This is a genomic window from Desulfosediminicola sp., from assembly GCF_048381775.1.
GTDB classification, from domain to species: domain Bacteria; phylum Desulfobacterota; class Desulfobulbia; order Desulfobulbales; family Desulfocapsaceae; genus Desulfopila; species Desulfopila ganghwensis.
Window position 1 is genome coordinate 22258 of record NZ_JBLXGE010000010.1, and the last position, 17788, is coordinate 40045.

12 protein-coding genes are annotated in these 17788 nt (G+C 50.3%); 6 read left to right on the forward strand and 6 right to left on the reverse strand.

Annotated features, from left to right (window positions below; all coding sequences use genetic code 11):
* Nucleotides 1–139: 139 nt before the first annotated feature.
* Both ACN5NT_RS16145 and ACN5NT_RS16150 read right to left on the reverse strand, forming a co-directional pair.
* Nucleotides 140–4054, reverse strand: a complete 3915-nt coding sequence (locus ACN5NT_RS16145; protein WP_419176112.1) for an MFS transporter — start codon at nt 4052–4054, stop codon at nt 140–142.
* A 152-nt stretch (nt 4055–4206) separates the two neighbouring features.
* The gene (locus ACN5NT_RS16150; protein ID WP_419176113.1) at nt 4207–4974 is read right to left on the reverse strand and encodes a lipase family alpha/beta hydrolase; all 768 of its coding nucleotides are present in this window, start codon (nt 4972–4974) and stop codon (nt 4207–4209) included.
* A gap of 201 nt (nt 4975–5175) precedes the next feature.
* Here ACN5NT_RS16150 and ACN5NT_RS16155 point away from each other — a divergent pair, with 201 nt between their 5' ends.
* From ACN5NT_RS16155 to ACN5NT_RS16180, 6 genes are all read left to right on the forward strand, one after another.
* Nucleotides 5176–6615, forward strand: coding sequence for a sigma 54-interacting transcriptional regulator (locus ACN5NT_RS16155; protein WP_419176114.1), 1440 nt, complete (start codon nt 5176–5178; stop codon nt 6613–6615).
* A gap of 238 nt (nt 6616–6853) precedes the next feature.
* On the forward strand, nt 6854–7888 hold the full coding sequence (locus ACN5NT_RS16160) for a 2-hydroxyacid dehydrogenase (RefSeq protein WP_419176115.1): 1035 nt from the start codon (nt 6854–6856) through the stop codon (nt 7886–7888).
* Nucleotides 7889–8394: 506 nt separating this feature from the next.
* Entirely contained in the window at nt 8395–9387 is a 993-nt protein-coding gene (dctP, locus tag ACN5NT_RS16165) for a TRAP transporter substrate-binding protein DctP (protein ID WP_419176116.1), read from the forward strand.
* A gap of 48 nt (nt 9388–9435) precedes the next feature.
* On the forward strand, nt 9436–9936 hold the full coding sequence (locus tag ACN5NT_RS16170; protein WP_136798869.1) for a TRAP transporter small permease: 501 nt from the start codon (nt 9436–9438) through the stop codon (nt 9934–9936).
* A gap of 13 nt (nt 9937–9949) precedes the next feature.
* Complete coding sequence (locus tag ACN5NT_RS16175) at nt 9950–11221, forward strand: TRAP transporter large permease (RefSeq protein ID WP_419176117.1); 1272 nt, start codon at nt 9950–9952, stop codon at nt 11219–11221.
* Nucleotides 11222–11226: 5 nt separating this feature from the next.
* Nucleotides 11227–12084: an isocitrate lyase/PEP mutase family protein gene (locus ACN5NT_RS16180; protein ID WP_136798871.1), complete on the forward strand. Its 858-nt coding sequence runs from the start codon at nt 11227–11229 to the stop codon at nt 12082–12084.
* Nucleotides 12085–12276: 192 nt separating this feature from the next.
* Here ACN5NT_RS16180 and ACN5NT_RS16185 read toward each other — a convergent pair whose 3' ends face one another.
* The 4 genes from ACN5NT_RS16185 to ACN5NT_RS16200 are packed head-to-tail and all read right to left on the reverse strand — an operon-like array spanning nt 12277 to nt 17776.
* Complete coding sequence (locus ACN5NT_RS16185; protein WP_136798873.1) at nt 12277–13458, reverse strand: 4Fe-4S binding protein; 1182 nt, start codon at nt 13456–13458, stop codon at nt 12277–12279.
* Nucleotides 13459–13513: 55 nt separating this feature from the next.
* Nucleotides 13514–15214 carry an acyl-CoA dehydrogenase gene (locus tag ACN5NT_RS16190; RefSeq protein ID WP_136798874.1) on the reverse strand — a complete coding sequence of 567 codons (1701 nt, stop codon included), beginning with the start codon at nt 15212–15214 and terminating at the stop codon, nt 13514–13516.
* A 43-nt stretch (nt 15215–15257) separates the two neighbouring features.
* The gene (locus ACN5NT_RS16195) at nt 15258–15776 is read right to left on the reverse strand and encodes a DUF4442 domain-containing protein (RefSeq protein WP_419176118.1); all 519 of its coding nucleotides are present in this window, start codon (nt 15774–15776) and stop codon (nt 15258–15260) included.
* Nucleotides 15776–17776: an FAD-dependent oxidoreductase gene (locus ACN5NT_RS16200; RefSeq protein WP_419176119.1), complete on the reverse strand. Its 2001-nt coding sequence runs from the start codon at nt 17774–17776 to the stop codon at nt 15776–15778. The genes ACN5NT_RS16195 and ACN5NT_RS16200 overlap by 1 nt, the downstream gene beginning before the upstream one ends.
* Nucleotides 17777–17788 lie beyond the last annotated feature (12 nt).

Below are 17788 nucleotides of genomic sequence, written 5' to 3' on the forward strand. Positions count from 1 at the left end.
GGAATGTGCAAACAGGGGTATTTGTCAGCCTGCCAGGTCGGCAGACGAAGAGGAGAATCCAGCAGGAAAGAGATTTTGAATGTTGCCTGACATATTCAACTCCTGGACTTCAAAGCTCAGGAGTTGAATATGCGACCAATCAAGCGAGTGAACTACGTAGTCTGGTATAATCGGTTTTTCCTGTTCCCAGTACCGGGATTTCATCAACTTCAATCAGGCGCCGGATATTATGCAGTGCAGAAAACCCTTGCTGCTTGAGATACGCATTCACCTTCTGGCGTTTTAAACCAACCGTGGTAAACAGTACTATCTCAGGATGGCCATCACCTGTAGTTGCTTCTACAGCAAGTCTCGGGCCTGAATTCTCAAGTAGACCATCAAGCTCATCTATTGCCGTAATCATCTCAAAGAGTGTCGTTTCAATTGCAGGCAGGGATATCATCTCACCGGCCAGCTTCACAAAGCGTTTTTTGCGCCCCTTGAAGACCAGGTGACCATCTTCATTCACCGACACAAAATCACCGGTCTGATACCAGATTGAATTATCAAACTCACAAAACCCCTTCAGGTTATCATTATTCAAATAGCCATTGAAGATGGATGGCCCTTTGACCAATAACTGCCCACGTTCTCCAGGTTCCACTTCTCTGGTCTGAGCCTCGTCGACAACGGCAAATTCCACCGAAGGTAGCACCCGGCCTATAGTCCCTGCCTGCGACTCTCCCGGCAGGTTCAAACTCACCAGAGGAGAGCATTCGGTAATACCATACCCCTCGCAGAGTTCCGCCTCAGGCACCATTTCATATAAATTCCGTCGCACATGTTCAGGGCATTTCTCCGCACCGGTAAACGCCAGTCGCAGACTTTCCAGCTGGGCTGGTTCACCCGCCTGGAGAATTCCGTTTAAGAAGGTCGGAGTTGAAAGGGCCAGGGAAACTTTATACTGGTCGATGATATCCGCCATAATCACCGGTTCAGTCGGGTTGGCATGATAGACTGTGCGGATTCCCATGGTCAGCGGCAGCACAATATTACCCACCAGGCCGAGCGAGTGAAATGGAGGCAGCATGCCCAGTAATTTGTGTTCGCCGGTAAGCTCAAGCACACCGGACAGGTCTCGCAGGTTGGTGAGAATATTCTCGTGGCTCAAAGGTACGGATTTGGGCCTCGACTCTGAACCACTTGTGAAAAGGATGGCGGCGTTCTCTCCCACCTCTGCTCTTCGCAATTTTCCGGCAAATAGCGGCAACAGGTACGATTTGGCAACCCCAAGCAGTTTTGCCTTTTTACCAAGATTTGGCAGCACCTGATCAAGCTGCAACCACTTTACCGGTAACGTGGCGAGATCAAGCCCCTGCTCTTCCAGGCGGGAACAGAGCGGAGTGGCTGACAGGATATAGTTGACACCAGTCTCCTCTATCCCATGTTGCATATTTACCCGGCCAGAGGTCCAGTTGAACATAACCGGCGTCTTACCGGCAAATAGCAAGGCCAGGTAAACGATTGAGCTTGAGACCGAGGCGGGCAACATTACGCCGACCCGTTGCCCTTTGAGCTCTTTTAAAACAGGCTGCAGGATAAAGACAGCTGTAAGGATATCCCGGTAGGTTTTTACTCCGGCAATACGATCAGCCAGAATTACTTTTCCCGGATTTGCCAGCGCCTTATCCAGAAATGCCCCTGTGAGAGTCTGCGCACCGCTCACCTTGAGAATCTCTGCATCCTCTTTAAACCACTTCTTCGGCGGCGGTTCATGCTGTACCGCTTCAGAGTGATATAGCTGACCGGCCGCAGCCATAATACAGTCTTCAACACTGTCCAACACTGCCAGATCATCAATCCTGGTACCAAACTCCCTCTCCAGCCAGGTGGCTAGCTCCATAATGGTGAGGCTGTCCAGGCCCAGGTCGTTGGCCAGTCGCGGATTGGTGCCGAGCGCGTCTATTTCGACACCGGCAAGCTCGGCAACTTTTGCCTTGACCTGTTGCTGCAATGAGACTGGCACTGCGGCAAGATCCTGTTCGGCAGTATTTTTTATTTCTTCGGGCAGCTCTACCTGCTTTGTTCCCTGCCACCAGAAATAGGGTACACTGATATTAGCCTGGGGAGTTTCGTTGTAGAATTCCTCCAGATACCTGTTGATGCTGTTTCTCTCACCGAGCTCCTGCACCAGGTCATCCCGTCTGAACTCGACACGAACCTCTCGTTTCGGCCCGAAAAAGAGTCCATTGGCCAGGAGCGCTGTCAGATAACGCTTCAAATGCTTAACAAGTGCTGGTGATTTGCCTGAAGCCCGGCTGAAACTGCTCCCCCAGAGACCTGTTGTTCGTACCAGAACCACTTGTACACCAGGCACATTACGCAGGATAAGCTCAAGACCCGAATTTGCGCCCAGATCTTCCAGCGGTCCTCGGTTTAAACGACCTGCCGGATAAAAAAGTACATTCTCGCCACGTTTAAGGGAGGCGACCACCTCATTTATTGCCTGGTGAACAGCTTCCCTGCTGCCTCGCCCATTGGTTTTTATATCAGGAAGAGCGATCGGGTCTATAAAGCGCATGGCATGTTTTGTCAGTGGCTTTCTAAGCTGCGCTTCATCGGACAGAGGTCGCGGTGCAAACCTGTCATGCAGGATGGACATCACAATTACCGGATCGATCAGTGCCGGATGATTCGGCAAAAATATCGTACCAGGTTGAGGGCGGTCTCCACCATGCTCTGCAGCTTTTACAAGTTCCTCACGTCCCTGCACAGTGATCTTGTAGCGCAGACACAGCATAGTGCGAAGTACGGTTCCTACAAAGCTGCGAGGAGTGCTGCCGGTGCTTGCCACCAGCCGCTGGAAGACAAAGACCATCAGCACACTCAGCACACCAAGTGCCAGCATGAAAGCGGTGGGAGCAAGAAGTGACTCAAAAATATTATAGAGCATGCCAGAGAGCAGAATGGCCACAAAAGCGGTGAAACCGGCAGCGGCGAGTACCCTGCCCTTGTCTGAATCTGCCGGTCGAATTTGCAGGAAACTGGTAATCGGGATAAGGAACAATCCACCGGCAATACCTGCGAATCCGAGTGCAAACATCAGCCACCAGAAACGGGCACTCTCCGGCACACTGGAAGTCATGCCGGCCATAATCAAACCGATTGCCATGCCCAAAACTGCCGGAACCAGATAGGCTGACCAATTATCAACACGGGTCAGACGGGCTGCCAGAAAGGAACCTGCACAGACACCGAGCATCAGGGATACGGAAAGCAGACTGGTCATGGTTTGGGAAAAACCGAATTGCTGGATTCCAACTGCATTAATAACCAGGACCGCGATGGAGGCGATGAAATAGAACCAGGCATCACCAGCTACAGCCACCAGCAGCTGTCGATCACGACAAATATCGATGAGATCTTTGACCGAGCGGTATGGCCCGAACCAGGGAAACGGTACCTCTGAATTCTCTGTCGCCCCTTTATACTTGTGAATTCCGAAGCTGGCCACAAGACCCGTCACCGCCACCAGAACCGACGTCACCGCCACCAGGAGTACACCGAAGGGGGCTGCATCGGTATCCATCCAGTTCTGATCAAGGGAGATGCCGGCGATAGCGATGCCCGCCAGAATGGCCACGGTGGTTGCCAACTTAATAATTGCGTTGATGCGCGGAACCGACTCCGCAGGATACAACTCCGGGATAGAGCCGTTCAGAGATGGGCTGAAAAAGGTGGATTGAAGCCCCATCACAAAAACCATCATAAGAATGCAGGCCCAACTGCCGGTAATCAGTCCTACAGCACCGACCATCATCGCCAACACTTCAAGCCCCTTGGCCATGACGACCACACGCTTTTTCGCAAATCTGTCAGCGCACCAGCCCCCGTGTGCTGAAAAGAGGATGAAGGGCAAAGCAAAGAGAATGGCGGCCCACCCCTGCAACTGGTTGGCACCCGCCGCCACGGCCAGGAGCATTGCAGCCTGTTTGAAGTAATTATCGTTAAAAACTCCCAGACAATACGTAGCAGCCATTGCCGGCAGTGATTTCTGTCTGTTAGCTGGTCTCATTATGTTCTCCTTTAACCTGCAGTTCCCATGAACATCGAATCAATTTCACAAAACTCTGTGTCTCAAGCTTTTTCAGTCAAATGCCGGTTTGCATCAAATATCCAACGTGTTCACCTTGGCTGACACGATCTGGATCTGATGATAATTCCAGCTCAATCTGTCCTGAACCGACCAGCGCTCAGAAAATAGATAGTCTGCTCGATAACATTTTTGTTTCGCATGATAAATGAATGATTTGCCTTCACCACCAGATGGTCCGACATACCTTCAAGGGTGGTAGACTGTACCGAGACTTTGCCGTCATCTTTGCCCTTAACCCAGTACGAAAAAAGGGGGTTATACGAACGCGTTCCGGCAATAATGCCCACCTGGCAGTCTTCACAATTGAGAGGCGGCAAGGTATTCGGCAGTGAATCAGCAGCAGTTGAGAGTTGATCGGCACCCGGCCCAAGCACGGACTTCATCAGGCCAATTTTTCTTAGGTTATCGATAACCTCACTGCCATGATTGGGGGGAGCGAGCATTACCACCCTGCGGATCTTGTCCGGACCGTTATCAGCGAGATACTGACGGATGACAATGCCACCCATGGAGTGGCTGACGATATGGATTTTTTCATATTTCTTTGAGGCCCGTTGCACAGTCGGCACCAGGTATTGGTCGCTGATCTGGCCAATAGACAATCGAGTGGATGGGTACCCTATGTTTTCCACCGCATAGCCAGCCTTTTGGAGATTATCGGCCATCTTTGCCATTGATCTATCAGTTCTGCCAAGACCATGCAGAAGAATCACTACCTCATTCTGCTCTGTGACCCCGGCTGAACCTGTTCCGGCAAAGCTGAACAGCAGCGCCGTAGCCAGCAGTGTCATCCTGAAACAGATCATTTGCTCTGTCCTTACCCCGTCTTGAAATGTCATAATTTTTCTCCCTGAATTCTCAAAAAAACCTCATTTGCTAACCCAGGTAGCAGGAACCATACCAATATCATATATTTATCACTTACCCCTGTCTTTTCGCAGGATTCATTTGGCGCACTTGATATACAGTGTTGTTCACTTGGCAAGCAATGTTCATTTTTTGTATAGTTGATGCACATTTAATGGACAGGAGACAACGTTATGCTGGGCAGTGAGCTGGATTTTTTCACATCAGTCAGGGAAGCAATTTTCGCAAACCCCTTTGGTTCGGCAAGGCTTGAACACGACCTGCAGGCAACCGGCATGACCAGCGGTTCCCCATTACCGGTAATTCTGAAAAGCCTTGTAGAAAAAGTAGGAAACACAATCCAGGAAGTCGAGTACCAACAGCACCAGCTGGACTCAGAGCAAAAAGAACTGTTGCGTTACGGCAAGCTCTTCTACACTTTTCACCTCTTCTGTGAGGACATCGACGCCCACATTCAGGACCAGATCAAGCAGGGAGATGAATGCTGCCCGGTCAAATTTGCCGACGGTTTTCTCGGTATGCTCAGTCAGTTCGGCTTCAATGATGCGGATGCCGGGAGGTTTCTTGAACTCGCCTTTCAAATGCGCCGGGCCTATTTTTTCATTCGCTCCATAACCGGCTCCAGTGAGTGCGTGCGGCAACTTCGCAGCGCGTTATGGAGTAACATCTTTACCGGGGATATAAAGGTATACCATCGTTATCTCTGGAATCGCATGGAAGATTTCTCGACCATGCTCCTTGGAGAGACCGGCACAGGCAAAGGCGTTTCAGCCACTGCTATCGGTCGCTCCAACTTTATTCCTTTCAATGCCAAAACAGCAACGTTCAGTGAAAGTTTCGCCAAAGCCTTTACCTCGATAAATCTTTCCCAATTTCCTGAACAGCTCATTGAATCGGAATTGTTCGGCCATAAAAAAGGTTCCTTTACCGGGGCAATAGAGTCCCATCATGGAGTATTCTCCAGGTGCAGCCCGTGTGGAGCGATCTTCTTAGACGAGATCGGCGATGTTACCGTGCCGGTACAGGTGAAACTCCTGCAGGTTTTGCAATCCAGAACATTTACCCCAGTCGGCAGCCGGAATACAGAACTGTTCCAGGGCAGGATTATCGCAGCTACCAACAAGGATCTCAGAAAGTTGCGGCAAAGCGGTGACTTCAGGGACGATTTCTACTATCGCCTTTGCTCTGATGTCATTGAAATCCCGCCCCTTCGACTCAGAATCATGCAGAACCCTGAAGAGTTGAAGGAACTGCTTACCGTTGTAGTAAAACGCATAATCGGCGGTGTCTCTGAGGAGCTTACCGAACAGCTGCATGGTTCAATCAGGGACAGTTTACCAGCTGACTATCACTGGCCGGGCAACATCCGCGAACTCGAACAATGCGCCAGACGCATGCTACTCAACAAGAGCTATAGCTGGCAGCAAAAATCAGCCCACCAGGCCACCCTGCAGCACAATCTCGCCAGTCTTGCCGAAGAGGGCTACAGTGCTCAACAATTACTGGCCAAATATTGCGCCCGGCTCTACAGCCAGCACGGAACCTACGAAGCAGTAGCCCGCATAACCAGGCTGGACCGAAGAACCGTCAAGAAGCATGTCGAGTCGGCATGAGACGATTCTGCCACGGCAACATGACACACCATCCCCTCTACTCTCTCCTCTCTATTTTTTCCTGCGACTCCTGCTCAAAACACAACATAATTATATAACAACACACCTTTTATTGGTCGTAATGCAAACATAGAGACAACGTTGACTTACCCAGCTTGTGCATTAGACTTTAACACAGTGAAATATATCCAAATAAAAGGCTAAATTTCAGTAATATTTGATTTAAATCAGGTGCATCATGAAAATTGCTTTTTTTGATTCCAAAGGATACGACGAAAGAATCTTTAAAATTCACAATAAAAATTTCAACTTTGAATTACGTTTTTTTCAGGAACGTCTCACAGAGCAAAGTGCTGTCCTGGCAAAAGGTTTTGACGTAGTTTGTATTTTCGTGGCGGACGATGCTTCAGAATTAGTTGTCAACCAACTGTATTCTTTCGGCGTTAAACTTATCGCCTTGAGATGTGCAGGATATAACAACGTCAATTTCGAGGCGGCACAGGGTAAACTCCAGGTAGTACATGTGCCTGCATATTCACCTAATTCCGTAGCGGAGTTCACCATCCTGATGATTCTCACCTTGATCAGGAAGATTCACAAGGCATACAACCGTACACGCGATCTTAACTTTGCCCTCCAGGGTCTGCTGGGCTACGATCTTTGTAACAAGACAGTTGGTCTCATCGGAACCGGCCGAATCGCCCGGGTTTTCATAGAAATCCTCATGGGATTCAAATGTAAAGTTATTGCCTATGACCTGTACCCGGATCATGACTACGCCCAAAAAGTCGGTTTCGAATATATGTCTCAGGAAGACGTTTTCAAAAACAGTGATATTATTTCCCTGCACTGTCCGTTAACAAGAGACAATCATTACCTGATTAACCGCGAGACGCTGAATATAATGAGAGATGACGTAATTATCGTCAACACCGGTCGAGGCAAACTCATTAACACTTTAGATCTTATTGATGCCTTAAAAACCGGTAAAGTCGGTGGCGCAGCCTTGGATGTTTACGAAGAAGAAAACGAATATTTCTATGAAGATTTTTCCTTAAAAGGTATTGGTGACGATGTACTTTCCAGGCTGATTATGTTCCCAAATGTGCTGGTCACCTCCCACCAGGCGTATTTCACTGAAGATGCATTGGGCAATATTGCTACAACCACCTTAGGTAATATTCAGGAATTCGTTGATCAAAAAACTATGACGAATGAATTGGCCTATGTTGATGGCACTAAAGGTTGGGGTGTCAAACGTATTAACGATTAATTCAGCGATGATGATTCCGCATCCTCTTCCCCATTTAATTTATCCTGTAAAATAAGAGATATTGTATTTTAACACGTTTCTTTTTCGACCAGAAACCACAGAATTCCAGTCGGTTTTTTATCCTGATTGACCGGATCGTTCCCTCCTGAACACCGATTCCCCCCTTCTGCCATTCATCTTCCAGGTTGAACGCCGGGCGTTTTCCTTTTCGGCTCTTTTTCCGACACTTTTCCCCTGCTCAGCAAAAGGTTGGCTCTGCATCCGGCCGGTCAACACAAGCAAACACTTTCACACCGTGGCTCACCTTCTTTAACAACTATATCTTCTGTATTTACGAATAATTATCATCAGGTTACGGTAAGATTTAATCGTTCAGGCTGCCTCTATGGCCCAACCAATTGAACTTGATTAGCCATTTTTCTTGACTTTGCTTAATCAAAAATGATATTTCACGACTCTTTACGAACAATAGTCAGCAGTTTCCCACTTTCAGACAAGGAGAAGTCATGCGTAGCTCAAGAATAGGCCTGTTCCTGGCAATTGCAGCCTTAGTTATCTTTACTACAACCGCCCACGCCAAGAAAACTATCAGAATCACCCTGCAACTTCCGGCATCCCATCATCTTGGTCTCAATATCCAGTCTTTTGCAGATGAAGTGATGGAAAAGACCAACGGTGAACTCAATGTCGAGGTTTACCCCTCTGCCCAACTCTATAAAGATACAGAAGTCCCGGCAGCGGTATCTTCCGGCGCTATCGAAATGGGTGTAGCTTCTCTCACACGCTTTGCAGGCACCATCCCGGCTGTTGATCTTTTTTATGTGCCATTCCTCTTCAAAAATGAAGAAGCTGTACGTAAAGCAGTCGCTCCAGGCAGCCCAATTCGCCAACCTCTTGATGATGAAATACTCAAAACCGGAGCTCGCGTTCTCTGGTGGCAGGCATATGGTGATGCCGTTTTCCTGAGCAAAGACACCCCGCTTCGCTCACCTGACGACCTTAAAGGTAAAAAGGTTCGCGTATTCAGTAAAACCCTTGGTGCCATGATCGAGGCAGCCGGAGGTGCGGCAACTTCAATCTCCGGTTCCGAGCAGTTTATCGCCTACCAGCGCGGCACCGTCGATGTCGGCACCACCGGTGTAACCGCAGTGCAGAAGCGTAAACTCTACCAGGTAATGAATACCCTCACCGCGCCACCATCCATGGTTGACATCGAGTGGGTGGTATTGATCAACGACCAGGTATGGCAAGGCCTTACCGGCGAACAGCAGGAGATCATCACCGCCGCCGCCAAGAGAGTTGAAGAAGAACTGCGCAGTCAGATGAGCGGCCTTGAAGCTGAAGCTTTTGACTTTGTCGATGACAAGATGAACGTTGTTCACCTCACAGAAGAGGAAATGGTCGCCTGGCGTGAACTTGCCCAGCCGGTAGTTGAAGAGTACATCCAGAATGCGGGTGATCTTGGCAAGCAACTTGTTGAAGCAGCAAAATCGATGTAATCCCATTACGTAGCGGGGACCTGCCCGGTCCCCGCTCTCTATAATTCCATGCTTAAACTGATTGACACCACAACTACCTTCTTTGCCAAACTCGCAGCGTGGATGTTTTTCGTCATAGGCGGCATAATCGTCTATGAAGTAATCGCCCGCTACCTGTTCTTCTCACCTACCATCTGGAGTGAGGAAATATCGCGTTTTCTGCAGATCTGGGCCACCTACCTTGCAGCAGCATACATCCTGCACCAGCGTAAGCTGATTGCAATCGACGTGGTCGTCAGCAAAATGCCGCATCGTGCCCAGCAGTTCTTCGAATCGCTGTCCCTTGTGATAATCGCGATTTTTTCATCGGTGGCTTGCATCTACGGCATCAAGATTGTCATCGCTTCAGTTAAGATCGGTCGAGCTACCTCCACCATGATGGCAGTACCTAGCTGGATGACTGAGATCGCCATTCCAATCGGATTTGGTCTCCTGTTATTGCAGTGTCTGGCCGAACTTTACCGAACCATTTTCGCATATTCGCAGCCCAATACCAATAACCACCACTGAGCTTTTTACCGAAATGACTACAGCCTTAATATTAATTGCCCTGCTGGCACTTCTGCTCATTCGGGTTCCGGTAGCTTTTGCCCTTGGTGGACTCGGCCTTTTCCTGCTCTGGCTCAAGGATATCAACATCATCATGGTGCCCCAGTCGCTCTACAGCACCACTGATAACTTTGTGCTTCTGGCCGTGCCGCTCTTTTTGCTGATGTCGAATATTCTGCTTAAAGGCGGGGTTGGTAAAGACCTCTTCAATGCAGTTCAGTCCTGGGTAGGCCACTGGCCTGGGGGCCTTGGTGTTGCCACTATTATAAGTTGTGCTATGTTTTCAGCAATCTCCGGGTCTTCTGTCGCCACCGCCGCAACCATCGCCACCGTGGCTATTCCGGAGATGACCAAGCGTGGCTATAACAAGCCCTTTGTTCTCGGCCTGCTGGCAGCTGGCGGAACGCTCGGCATACTCATTCCACCCTCCATTCCGCTTATCCTCTACGGTGTCATTGCCGAAGAGTCCATTGTCGATCTGTTTTTGGCTGGTGTCGGTCCCGGTTTGATGCTGACCTTCTTCTTCATGCTGTATTGCATGATCTATTCACGCTTCGATAAAAATTACATCCCATGCGACAAAGCCGACTGGCAGGAGAGAAAGCGTGCCAGCATCAGGGCACTGCCCACCATACTCCTGGCAACTGTGGTTATTGGCGGCATCTACCTCGGCATCTTTACCCCAACCGAATCTGCAGGTGTAGGCCTTGCGCTTTCGCTTCTCATCGTCGGCCTGATGCGAAGACTCGACTGGCAGAAGTTTAAAGAAGCGATTTACAGCTCAATGATTACCACCGTCACCATTTTTCTGATTATCGCCGGTGCCAAGCTGTTCGGTAAAGCCATTACCCTGTATCGAATCCCGCAGGAACTCTCCATGGCCATTACCAGCACCTTTTCAGAGCCGCTGATGTTCGTGGTCATGGTCTGTTGTGTACTCCTGGTCATGGGCTTTTTCCTTGAATCGATGTCCATGCTGCTCATCATGGTTCCTGTTCTTCACCCGGCCCTCGGCGCCTTAATGATCGATCCGGTATGGTTTGCCATTCTCTTTGTGGTAATGATAGAATGTGCTCTTATCACTCCGCCTGTCGGTATGAACCTCTTTGTGATACAGGCAGTGGCCCAATCAAAACTGTCAGAGGTAATCAGAGGCGTCTGGCCATTTATCATTATCATGTTCACTTCTGTTATCCTGATCTATCTCTTTCCGGATATCGTTCTCTATATACCGTTTAAACTGTGATTGTTATGAACCCAAGAACTCAAAAATTACGAGAACTGCTGGCGGGCGGGGAGATGCTGACCATGCCCTGCTGCCACGACGCACTCTCTGCACGCATCATTGAGCGTGCCGGTTTTCCCATCACCTTCATGAGCGGCTTTGCCGTCTCTGCTAACCGGCTGGCCATGCCGGACACCGGCTTAATCTCTTTTGGGGAGATGGTCGACCAGCTGCGTACCATCACCAGCGGTGTCTCAATTCCGGTACTGGCTGATGGTGACACCGGCTACGGCAACCCGATGAATATCAAACGCACCGTGCGTGAATATGGCGCCGCCGGTGCATCATGCATCATGATAGAGGATCAGGTGTCCCCCAAGCGTTGCGGCCACACCAAAGGCAAGCAGGTGGTCGATTTCGATGAAGCGGTGCTGAGAATCCGGGCCGCTGTTGATGCACGTGAGGAAGGTGCGGATATCCTGATTATGGCCAGGACCGACGCCCGTGGCGTACTTGGCATGCAGGAGGCACTGACCAGAATGAAGGCGTTTCACGATCTGGGTGCAGATATCCTCTTTCTGGAAGCACCGAGATCAATGGAAGAAATGCAGCAATTCTGTGAATCTGTTCCTGGTGTCAAGATGGCTAACCTGATCGAGCATGGCCTCACCCCGGTGCTCTCGCCGGCAGAGTTGCACAAGCTGGGTTTTTCCATTGCCGCTTATCCGCTCACCCTGCTGCAGGCCAATATCACCGCCATGGAGAATGCGCTCGCCGGGTTGCTGGAAGGGGCCCATCCGCAAGGACTCCGTGATTTCGAGCACGTTAAGGATGTGATCGGCTTTAATGACTATTATCGGGAAGAAGAGCGGTACAACAAGTAATGTCTACAACGGCAGGAGGTAGGCGTGATTTCAGTTTTTGCACACCAACCTCCTCCAGCAGTACATAACTTTGGCACAGAAAAGAGGAGCAGAACTGGAATAAAGCGAAAAAAAGCCCCAAGGATATTCAAAATTCAGGCGGGATCCAAGGGGCTTTGGGAGTGCAATATGACTTGAAACTACGATATAGGACTAACTGAGACCAATCTTCCTCATCACCGTTGTTTTTACCCCTTCGATCACAAATGGAGTAAGACGCTTCTTCTCTTTTAAGATCTGTTTAAAGAGATCCTTTTTCTTCTCCGGAGTCTCGGGACGTTCAACGCGAACCATTGACAGGGAGTCTGTTTTACAGGCGGATACACAGGCACCGCAGCCAAGGCAACGCTCCGGATCAACTGTCATCTTGAACTTCGGTTTGCCACCAGCCGGATTTTCCACACGGACAAGCGCTTCAACATTACAGGCTTTGGCGCATAACCCACATCCTTTACAACTCTCAGCCTCAATCTCCAGGGTAAAATTCGCCTTGGCCACACCGTTTGGAAAACCACGCAGTACACCGCCCAGCAGTTCACAGCAGCATGAACAACAGTTGCAGATAAATGACGGCTTATTGCGGATATTGTCAGTGATATGAGTGAGGTTCAATTCCCGGGCACGATCCAGAACTGCCAGCAGTTCATCGACACTTCTCTCTTCAGCAAAGCCACGGCGAACCATGAACTTTGCCCCATGTCCAAGTGATATGCAGATCTCTTCCACCGGAGCATTTTTATCGCAACTCTTGTTGAGATGCTCCTTCTTGTGGCGGCAATAGCACATGCCCACCGCACCATAGCCCGCCTTTTTTATTATATCGCGGGCACTTTCATAGGTTGTCACCTCGGAGTGCACCGGAATATGTTCTTCATAGGTAAGCGAACGGGTCAGCGGAGTCGGGCTGTTGAAGAATTCATTGCCCATGGAATCATCGGGATCTTCAAAGAGGTAATCGTGCATCAGCTGCGCGAGTTCCTCCACCGGCAGATCCTGCCTACGCTTCATAAAGGTCAGCTCGAAAAAACCGATCAGGCCGGGCAAGAGCAGGTAGTAGACACGACGGCCATACTTGAAATCCATTATCAGACCCTTGTCGGCCATGGAATCAAGTACCGGCGTCAGCTTCTCTTCCTGCCAGCCGGTGGCGCGTATCAACTCCTTCATGGTCGATTCCTGCAAGGGAAACCTCGAACCGACATAGGCTTCATCTTCAGAAAAGAGAATGGCCAGAATCTGCCGCAGTTTTTCATTATCGGGCAAACCGATCGGATACCTGTTCAATCGATCGATCAGCGGAACTATCGAATCTTTACCATTAATATGATGACCCATCTCAACCCCTGAAAATGCAAAGTATATATATTGACTACTCTATCAGCTTAATTATCTAGTCATTCATAACATATGTATCCCGCAAGGGATAGACCTGGTTCTGCCAGACCCTGTCAAAACTGTCGCTGTCGTTTACCGGCTTCTTCAGCATTTCCCGATACATCTCTTCCTGCTCAGGACTGTTGTCAAAGCTGACGATCATCTGCAGGGCTGCCCGGGAGAAATCCTGCACCAGGAAGGTGAAGATCTGCTCCAGAAGGTCGCTGTCCACGCCATTGATCTTACTGTTTTCAAGAACAAGCTGGGCATAGACTGCCAGGGTGAAAAGCTCACCGGCACTCAGCATATAATCGATATTAGCTGCCTGCTCTTTCGATGGTGGTGCGGAAATAAGCAGCTTTCTGAACAGCTCCATCTGTGATCTGAACAACAGGATGTTTGCCGTTTCAAAACCTTTGTAAGCACGGCGGTAATCGGCAAAGCGCACAGAGGCCAGCTTGCCGGTCTTCTGGTTGAACAGGTAGCTGTCATCTTTGGCCTCACACTGTTTCCCGACCTCCGGATACTCTACCGGCTCGAAGAAATAGTTTTTCACGAACTTAATGATGAGCGCCATATTGACATGCTCGGTTCCTTCCAGCTTGGGCAACATACCGATATCACGAATGGCCATCTCGAAATAGGTATCCTGCTCAAAGCCCTTGGCTGCAATCACCTCATGCAGGAGCGCCACCACCTTTTCCCCCTGGCCGGTCACCTTCATTTTGACGATGGGGTTAAAGAGCAGATAGCGGCGGTCTTCGTCACTGGCCACACGCAGATAGTCGGCAGAGCGATAGGCCACCAGCTTCATGGCACAGAGGCGGGCGTAACTCTCTACAAAGATCTTACGCACATGGGGAAAGTCCGTCACATAACGACCATACAAGTTTCGTGCGGCCGCATGGTTGAGCGCCTCGTAAAATGAGTGGGTGGCAATGCCTATGGAAGCACAGCCCAGTTCAAACTTGCCGACATTAATGGTATTGAGCGAGGAGTTCCAGGCATGTTCACCGACAGAGAGAATATCTGCCTCGGTGATCGGGTAATCGTGCAGGGCATATTCAGCCACATAGGCCTGGCGAACACCGGAGGTGTCGATCTTTTTAACACATTCATATGCAGGGTGCTCTGGGTTCACGGTGAAGAACACATACTCACCGGTATCGGCCATCTTGGCAAAGGTGGAGACCAGGGCCGCACAGTTGCCGTTGCCTATATAATATTTGGAACCGTTGGCCAGATAGGTACCATCCTCCTGCGGAGTGAGGGTCATCTCTGAAGAGTAGAGGTCCGCCCCATGGGTCTTCTCGGACAAGCCGAAAGCAAACACCCCACCTTCTTGCAGAAGCTTTGCCGTCAGCTGCTTCTGCTCCTCATTTTTACCCATCCAGATCGGGCCAAGACCAAGAATAGTGACCTGCCAGGCATACCAGTAGCAAAGTCCGTAAAATGCCAGAATTTCATTATATTCACTAATACGGTACATATCCCAGCGGGTTTCACCTTTGCCGTACGCTTCTGGAGTTAGCAGGGTAGCGAATACCTTCTTATGCTTGATAAATTCCAGAAAATCTTCATACCAGACCTGGGACTGATCATCTTCCTTGATCTTATTCAGCCCCTTGGTCTCGAAATATTCGATGGTTTTCTCCACCAGCTCACGATAGCGTTCATCAATATGGGGACGATCATAATTCTTTGGATTGAGTAACATTTAAGTCTCCTAAGCTTTTTGCTGTATGGCAATAGTCCGGAATTCACACCTTGGTCTTCACTTTCCGCCAGTTTTTGATCTGCCAGGTCGTGTGGGCCAGCGCCACATTATTGCCGGAACTGTCAGTAACCCTGCTCTCCATGGTGACAGTGACCAGATCCTTACTTTTCAACGGTTCCACCACATCACGGTTCAGTTTATCGAGACTCTGCCGTGATTCCGAATAGATCTCCTCTTTAGCCTGGTACGTATACTCAACTTCCATATGGGACATGATCAAACGATACCTGGATGGGTCGAGCTGAGTCAGCAATAGAAATCCTGCAGAAAATTCTGCTATAGTCGCAATACCGCAGGCGTGAATTCCGCGGATATGATTGAAGTTCTTTCTTCTGTACGGGGCCTTGGTGCGCACGAAATCTTCACCGATGCCAGCGATAACAAAATTATGTGCTCCATTAAACGGAATTACCCACATAACGATACGGTTCAGCACCCACAGCCATCCCTTCGATACCCGTGCCCGCGTGGTCAGCGGGTCGAGCAGATCAAAGAGTTGCATCAGATCCCCCGTCCTGCCAGAAAACCCTGGTGACACGCTTCAAAAACAGTACCCGGCTGGGAAGCATCCCCCACGGTCCGGACCCGGATACCGAGCTCGACAGCATCAGCTTTCAGCGAGTATTCCGAAGCCGTTCCCACCGCCAGCACTACCGTGTCTGCCGGAATTTCACGTTTATTGCCCTCAACCTCTACGCATACACCGGTTGCGGTAATTTCCAGAACCTTCGCTGCTGCCAGTGCCTGAACGCGATGTCGGGCGACATCCTGCAACATGCCCCAGCGGGTGGTCTTACCGAAATTTGTCCCCACCTTCTCCTGCATCTCGACCATCACGATTTCCCGGCCGCCCTCTGTGGCCAGGCGGACCAATTCAGCAGGGTCCTCTGCCTGGTTCACAAGCAGGAACTTCAACTCCTCGCCACTCAATGTGCCCTCTTCCGCAAGTTTCAGTGCCGTTTCAACACCCACTGCACCACCACCCACAACAACCACCCTGCGACCCGCCTGGTATTTACCCGATAGAATATCCCAGGCCTGCACCACATGATCCTGTTCGACCCCGGCTATCTGCGGAGTGACCGGCTTGCCGCCGGTAGCAACAATCAGTTCATCAGGTCTTTGCTCATCAAGCAACGCCCGATCCACCGACGTGTTCAGCACAATTTCAACACCTGAGGCTGACAATTTACTTTTCAGATCATTCGCATAGACCAGAAATTCATTTCTGCCTGGAGGCGCTCCGGCCAGATGCAGCTGGCCACCAAGCCTCATCGAAGATTCAATGAGGCTTACCCGGTGGCCACGTTCCGCTGCAGCCAGCGCGGCGCTGATACCGGCAGCGCCACCACCAGCAACCATTACCCTGCAGGGAGAATCACTCAGCTCGATTTTTCGTTCTTTCTCATAGCCTGCTTTCGGGTTACAGACGCACTCTACCGGCCGCATCTTGAAGATGTTGTCAAAACAACCCTGGCCGCAGGCTATACAGTGAACAATCTGATCCTCTTCGCCCCGTTGTGCTTTTTCCGGAAATTCGGGATCTGTGATAAGTGCCCTGCCGATTGCCACCGCATCGCAATACCCGAGGCTGATGAGTCTCCGGGCTGTGGCCGGGTCATTTATTCTATGGGAAGCGATAACGGGTACATCGACCTTCTCCCTGATATCACGCGCCATATAAGCGAAGACACCTCTCGGCACCTTGGTCACAATCTGGGGCACCTGTGCCTCGTGCCAACCCACATTGACGCACAAAGCATCAACACCGGCTTCGACCAGCGCTACAGCGAAGGCCTGCATATCTTTGGAACCGATACCACCCTGCATGTAGTCGTTGCCGTTGATACGAACCAATATCGGACAAGCGCCAGCCAACCGTTCTTTCACGGCCTTGATCACCTCGATGCCAAAGCGCATGCGGTTTTCAAGACTGCCGCCATATTCATCATCACGCTGATTGGTAAACGGCGACAGGAAGGAACTGATGAGATAGCCGGTACCGGCCAGGATTTCGACCAGGTCAAACCCTGCCTCCTTTACCCGAACCGCCGCATCGGCAAAGCGGGTAACCGTCGCATCGATCTCCTCTCTGGTCATCTCGCGGGGGGTCTCCCTGGTCAGTCGGGACGGCACTGGTGAAGGCGCCACCGGCTTTTTACCGCCGAGGAAGAACGAAGCGTTGTATCGCCCTGCATGGTTGAGCTGAACTGTTGCCAGGGCACCACCTTCATGGATCGCGGCAGCAAGCCTGGCGAGCCCCGGCACAAATGCATCACTGTGAGCACCGATATTCAGCGGGGTTCCGGATAATTCGTCAACGGTCGCATAACCGACACTTATCAGGCCGGCACCGCCAAAGGCACGTTCCCGGTAAAAGTCGACGATCTGATCAGTCACCTCAAAATTCCGGCACATATTCATATGCATAGCCGGCATGAAAATTCGATTCCTGATGCTTAACTGCCCAATGTTCCAGGGTTGAAATAAAGGATCGTGCATTTTGTCTCCGTT

Bases quoted from the DNA above. Each gene is read 5' to 3' on its own strand.
- ACN5NT_RS16150 (WP_419176113.1), bottom strand. From the start codon at position 4,974: ATGACATTTCAAGACGGGGTAAGGACAGAGCAAATGATCTGTTTCAGG.
- ACN5NT_RS16160 (WP_419176115.1), top strand. From the start codon at position 6,854: ATGAAAATTGCTTTTTTTGATTCCAAAGGATACGACGAAAGAATCTTT.
- ACN5NT_RS16185 (WP_136798873.1), bottom strand. From the start codon at position 13,458: ATGGGTCATCATATTAATGGTAAAGATTCGATAGTTCCGCTGATCGAT.
- ACN5NT_RS16170 (WP_136798869.1), top strand. From the start codon at position 9,436: ATGCTTAAACTGATTGACACCACAACTACCTTCTTTGCCAAACTCGCA.
- ACN5NT_RS16190 (WP_136798874.1), bottom strand. From the start codon at position 15,214: ATGTTACTCAATCCAAAGAATTATGATCGTCCCCATATTGATGAACGC.
- ACN5NT_RS16145 (WP_419176112.1), bottom strand. From the start codon at position 4,054: ATGAGACCAGCTAACAGACAGAAATCACTGCCGGCAATGGCTGCTACG.
- ACN5NT_RS16175 (WP_419176117.1), top strand. From the start codon at position 9,950: ATGACTACAGCCTTAATATTAATTGCCCTGCTGGCACTTCTGCTCATT.
- ACN5NT_RS16180 (WP_136798871.1), top strand. From the start codon at position 11,227: ATGAACCCAAGAACTCAAAAATTACGAGAACTGCTGGCGGGCGGGGAG.
- dctP (WP_419176116.1), top strand. From the start codon at position 8,395: ATGCGTAGCTCAAGAATAGGCCTGTTCCTGGCAATTGCAGCCTTAGTT.
- ACN5NT_RS16155 (WP_419176114.1), top strand. From the start codon at position 5,176: ATGCTGGGCAGTGAGCTGGATTTTTTCACATCAGTCAGGGAAGCAATT.
- ACN5NT_RS16195 (WP_419176118.1), bottom strand. From the start codon at position 15,776: ATGCAACTCTTTGATCTGCTCGACCCGCTGACCACGCGGGCACGGGTA.
- ACN5NT_RS16200 (WP_419176119.1), bottom strand. From the start codon at position 17,776: ATGCACGATCCTTTATTTCAACCCTGGAACATTGGGCAGTTAAGCATC.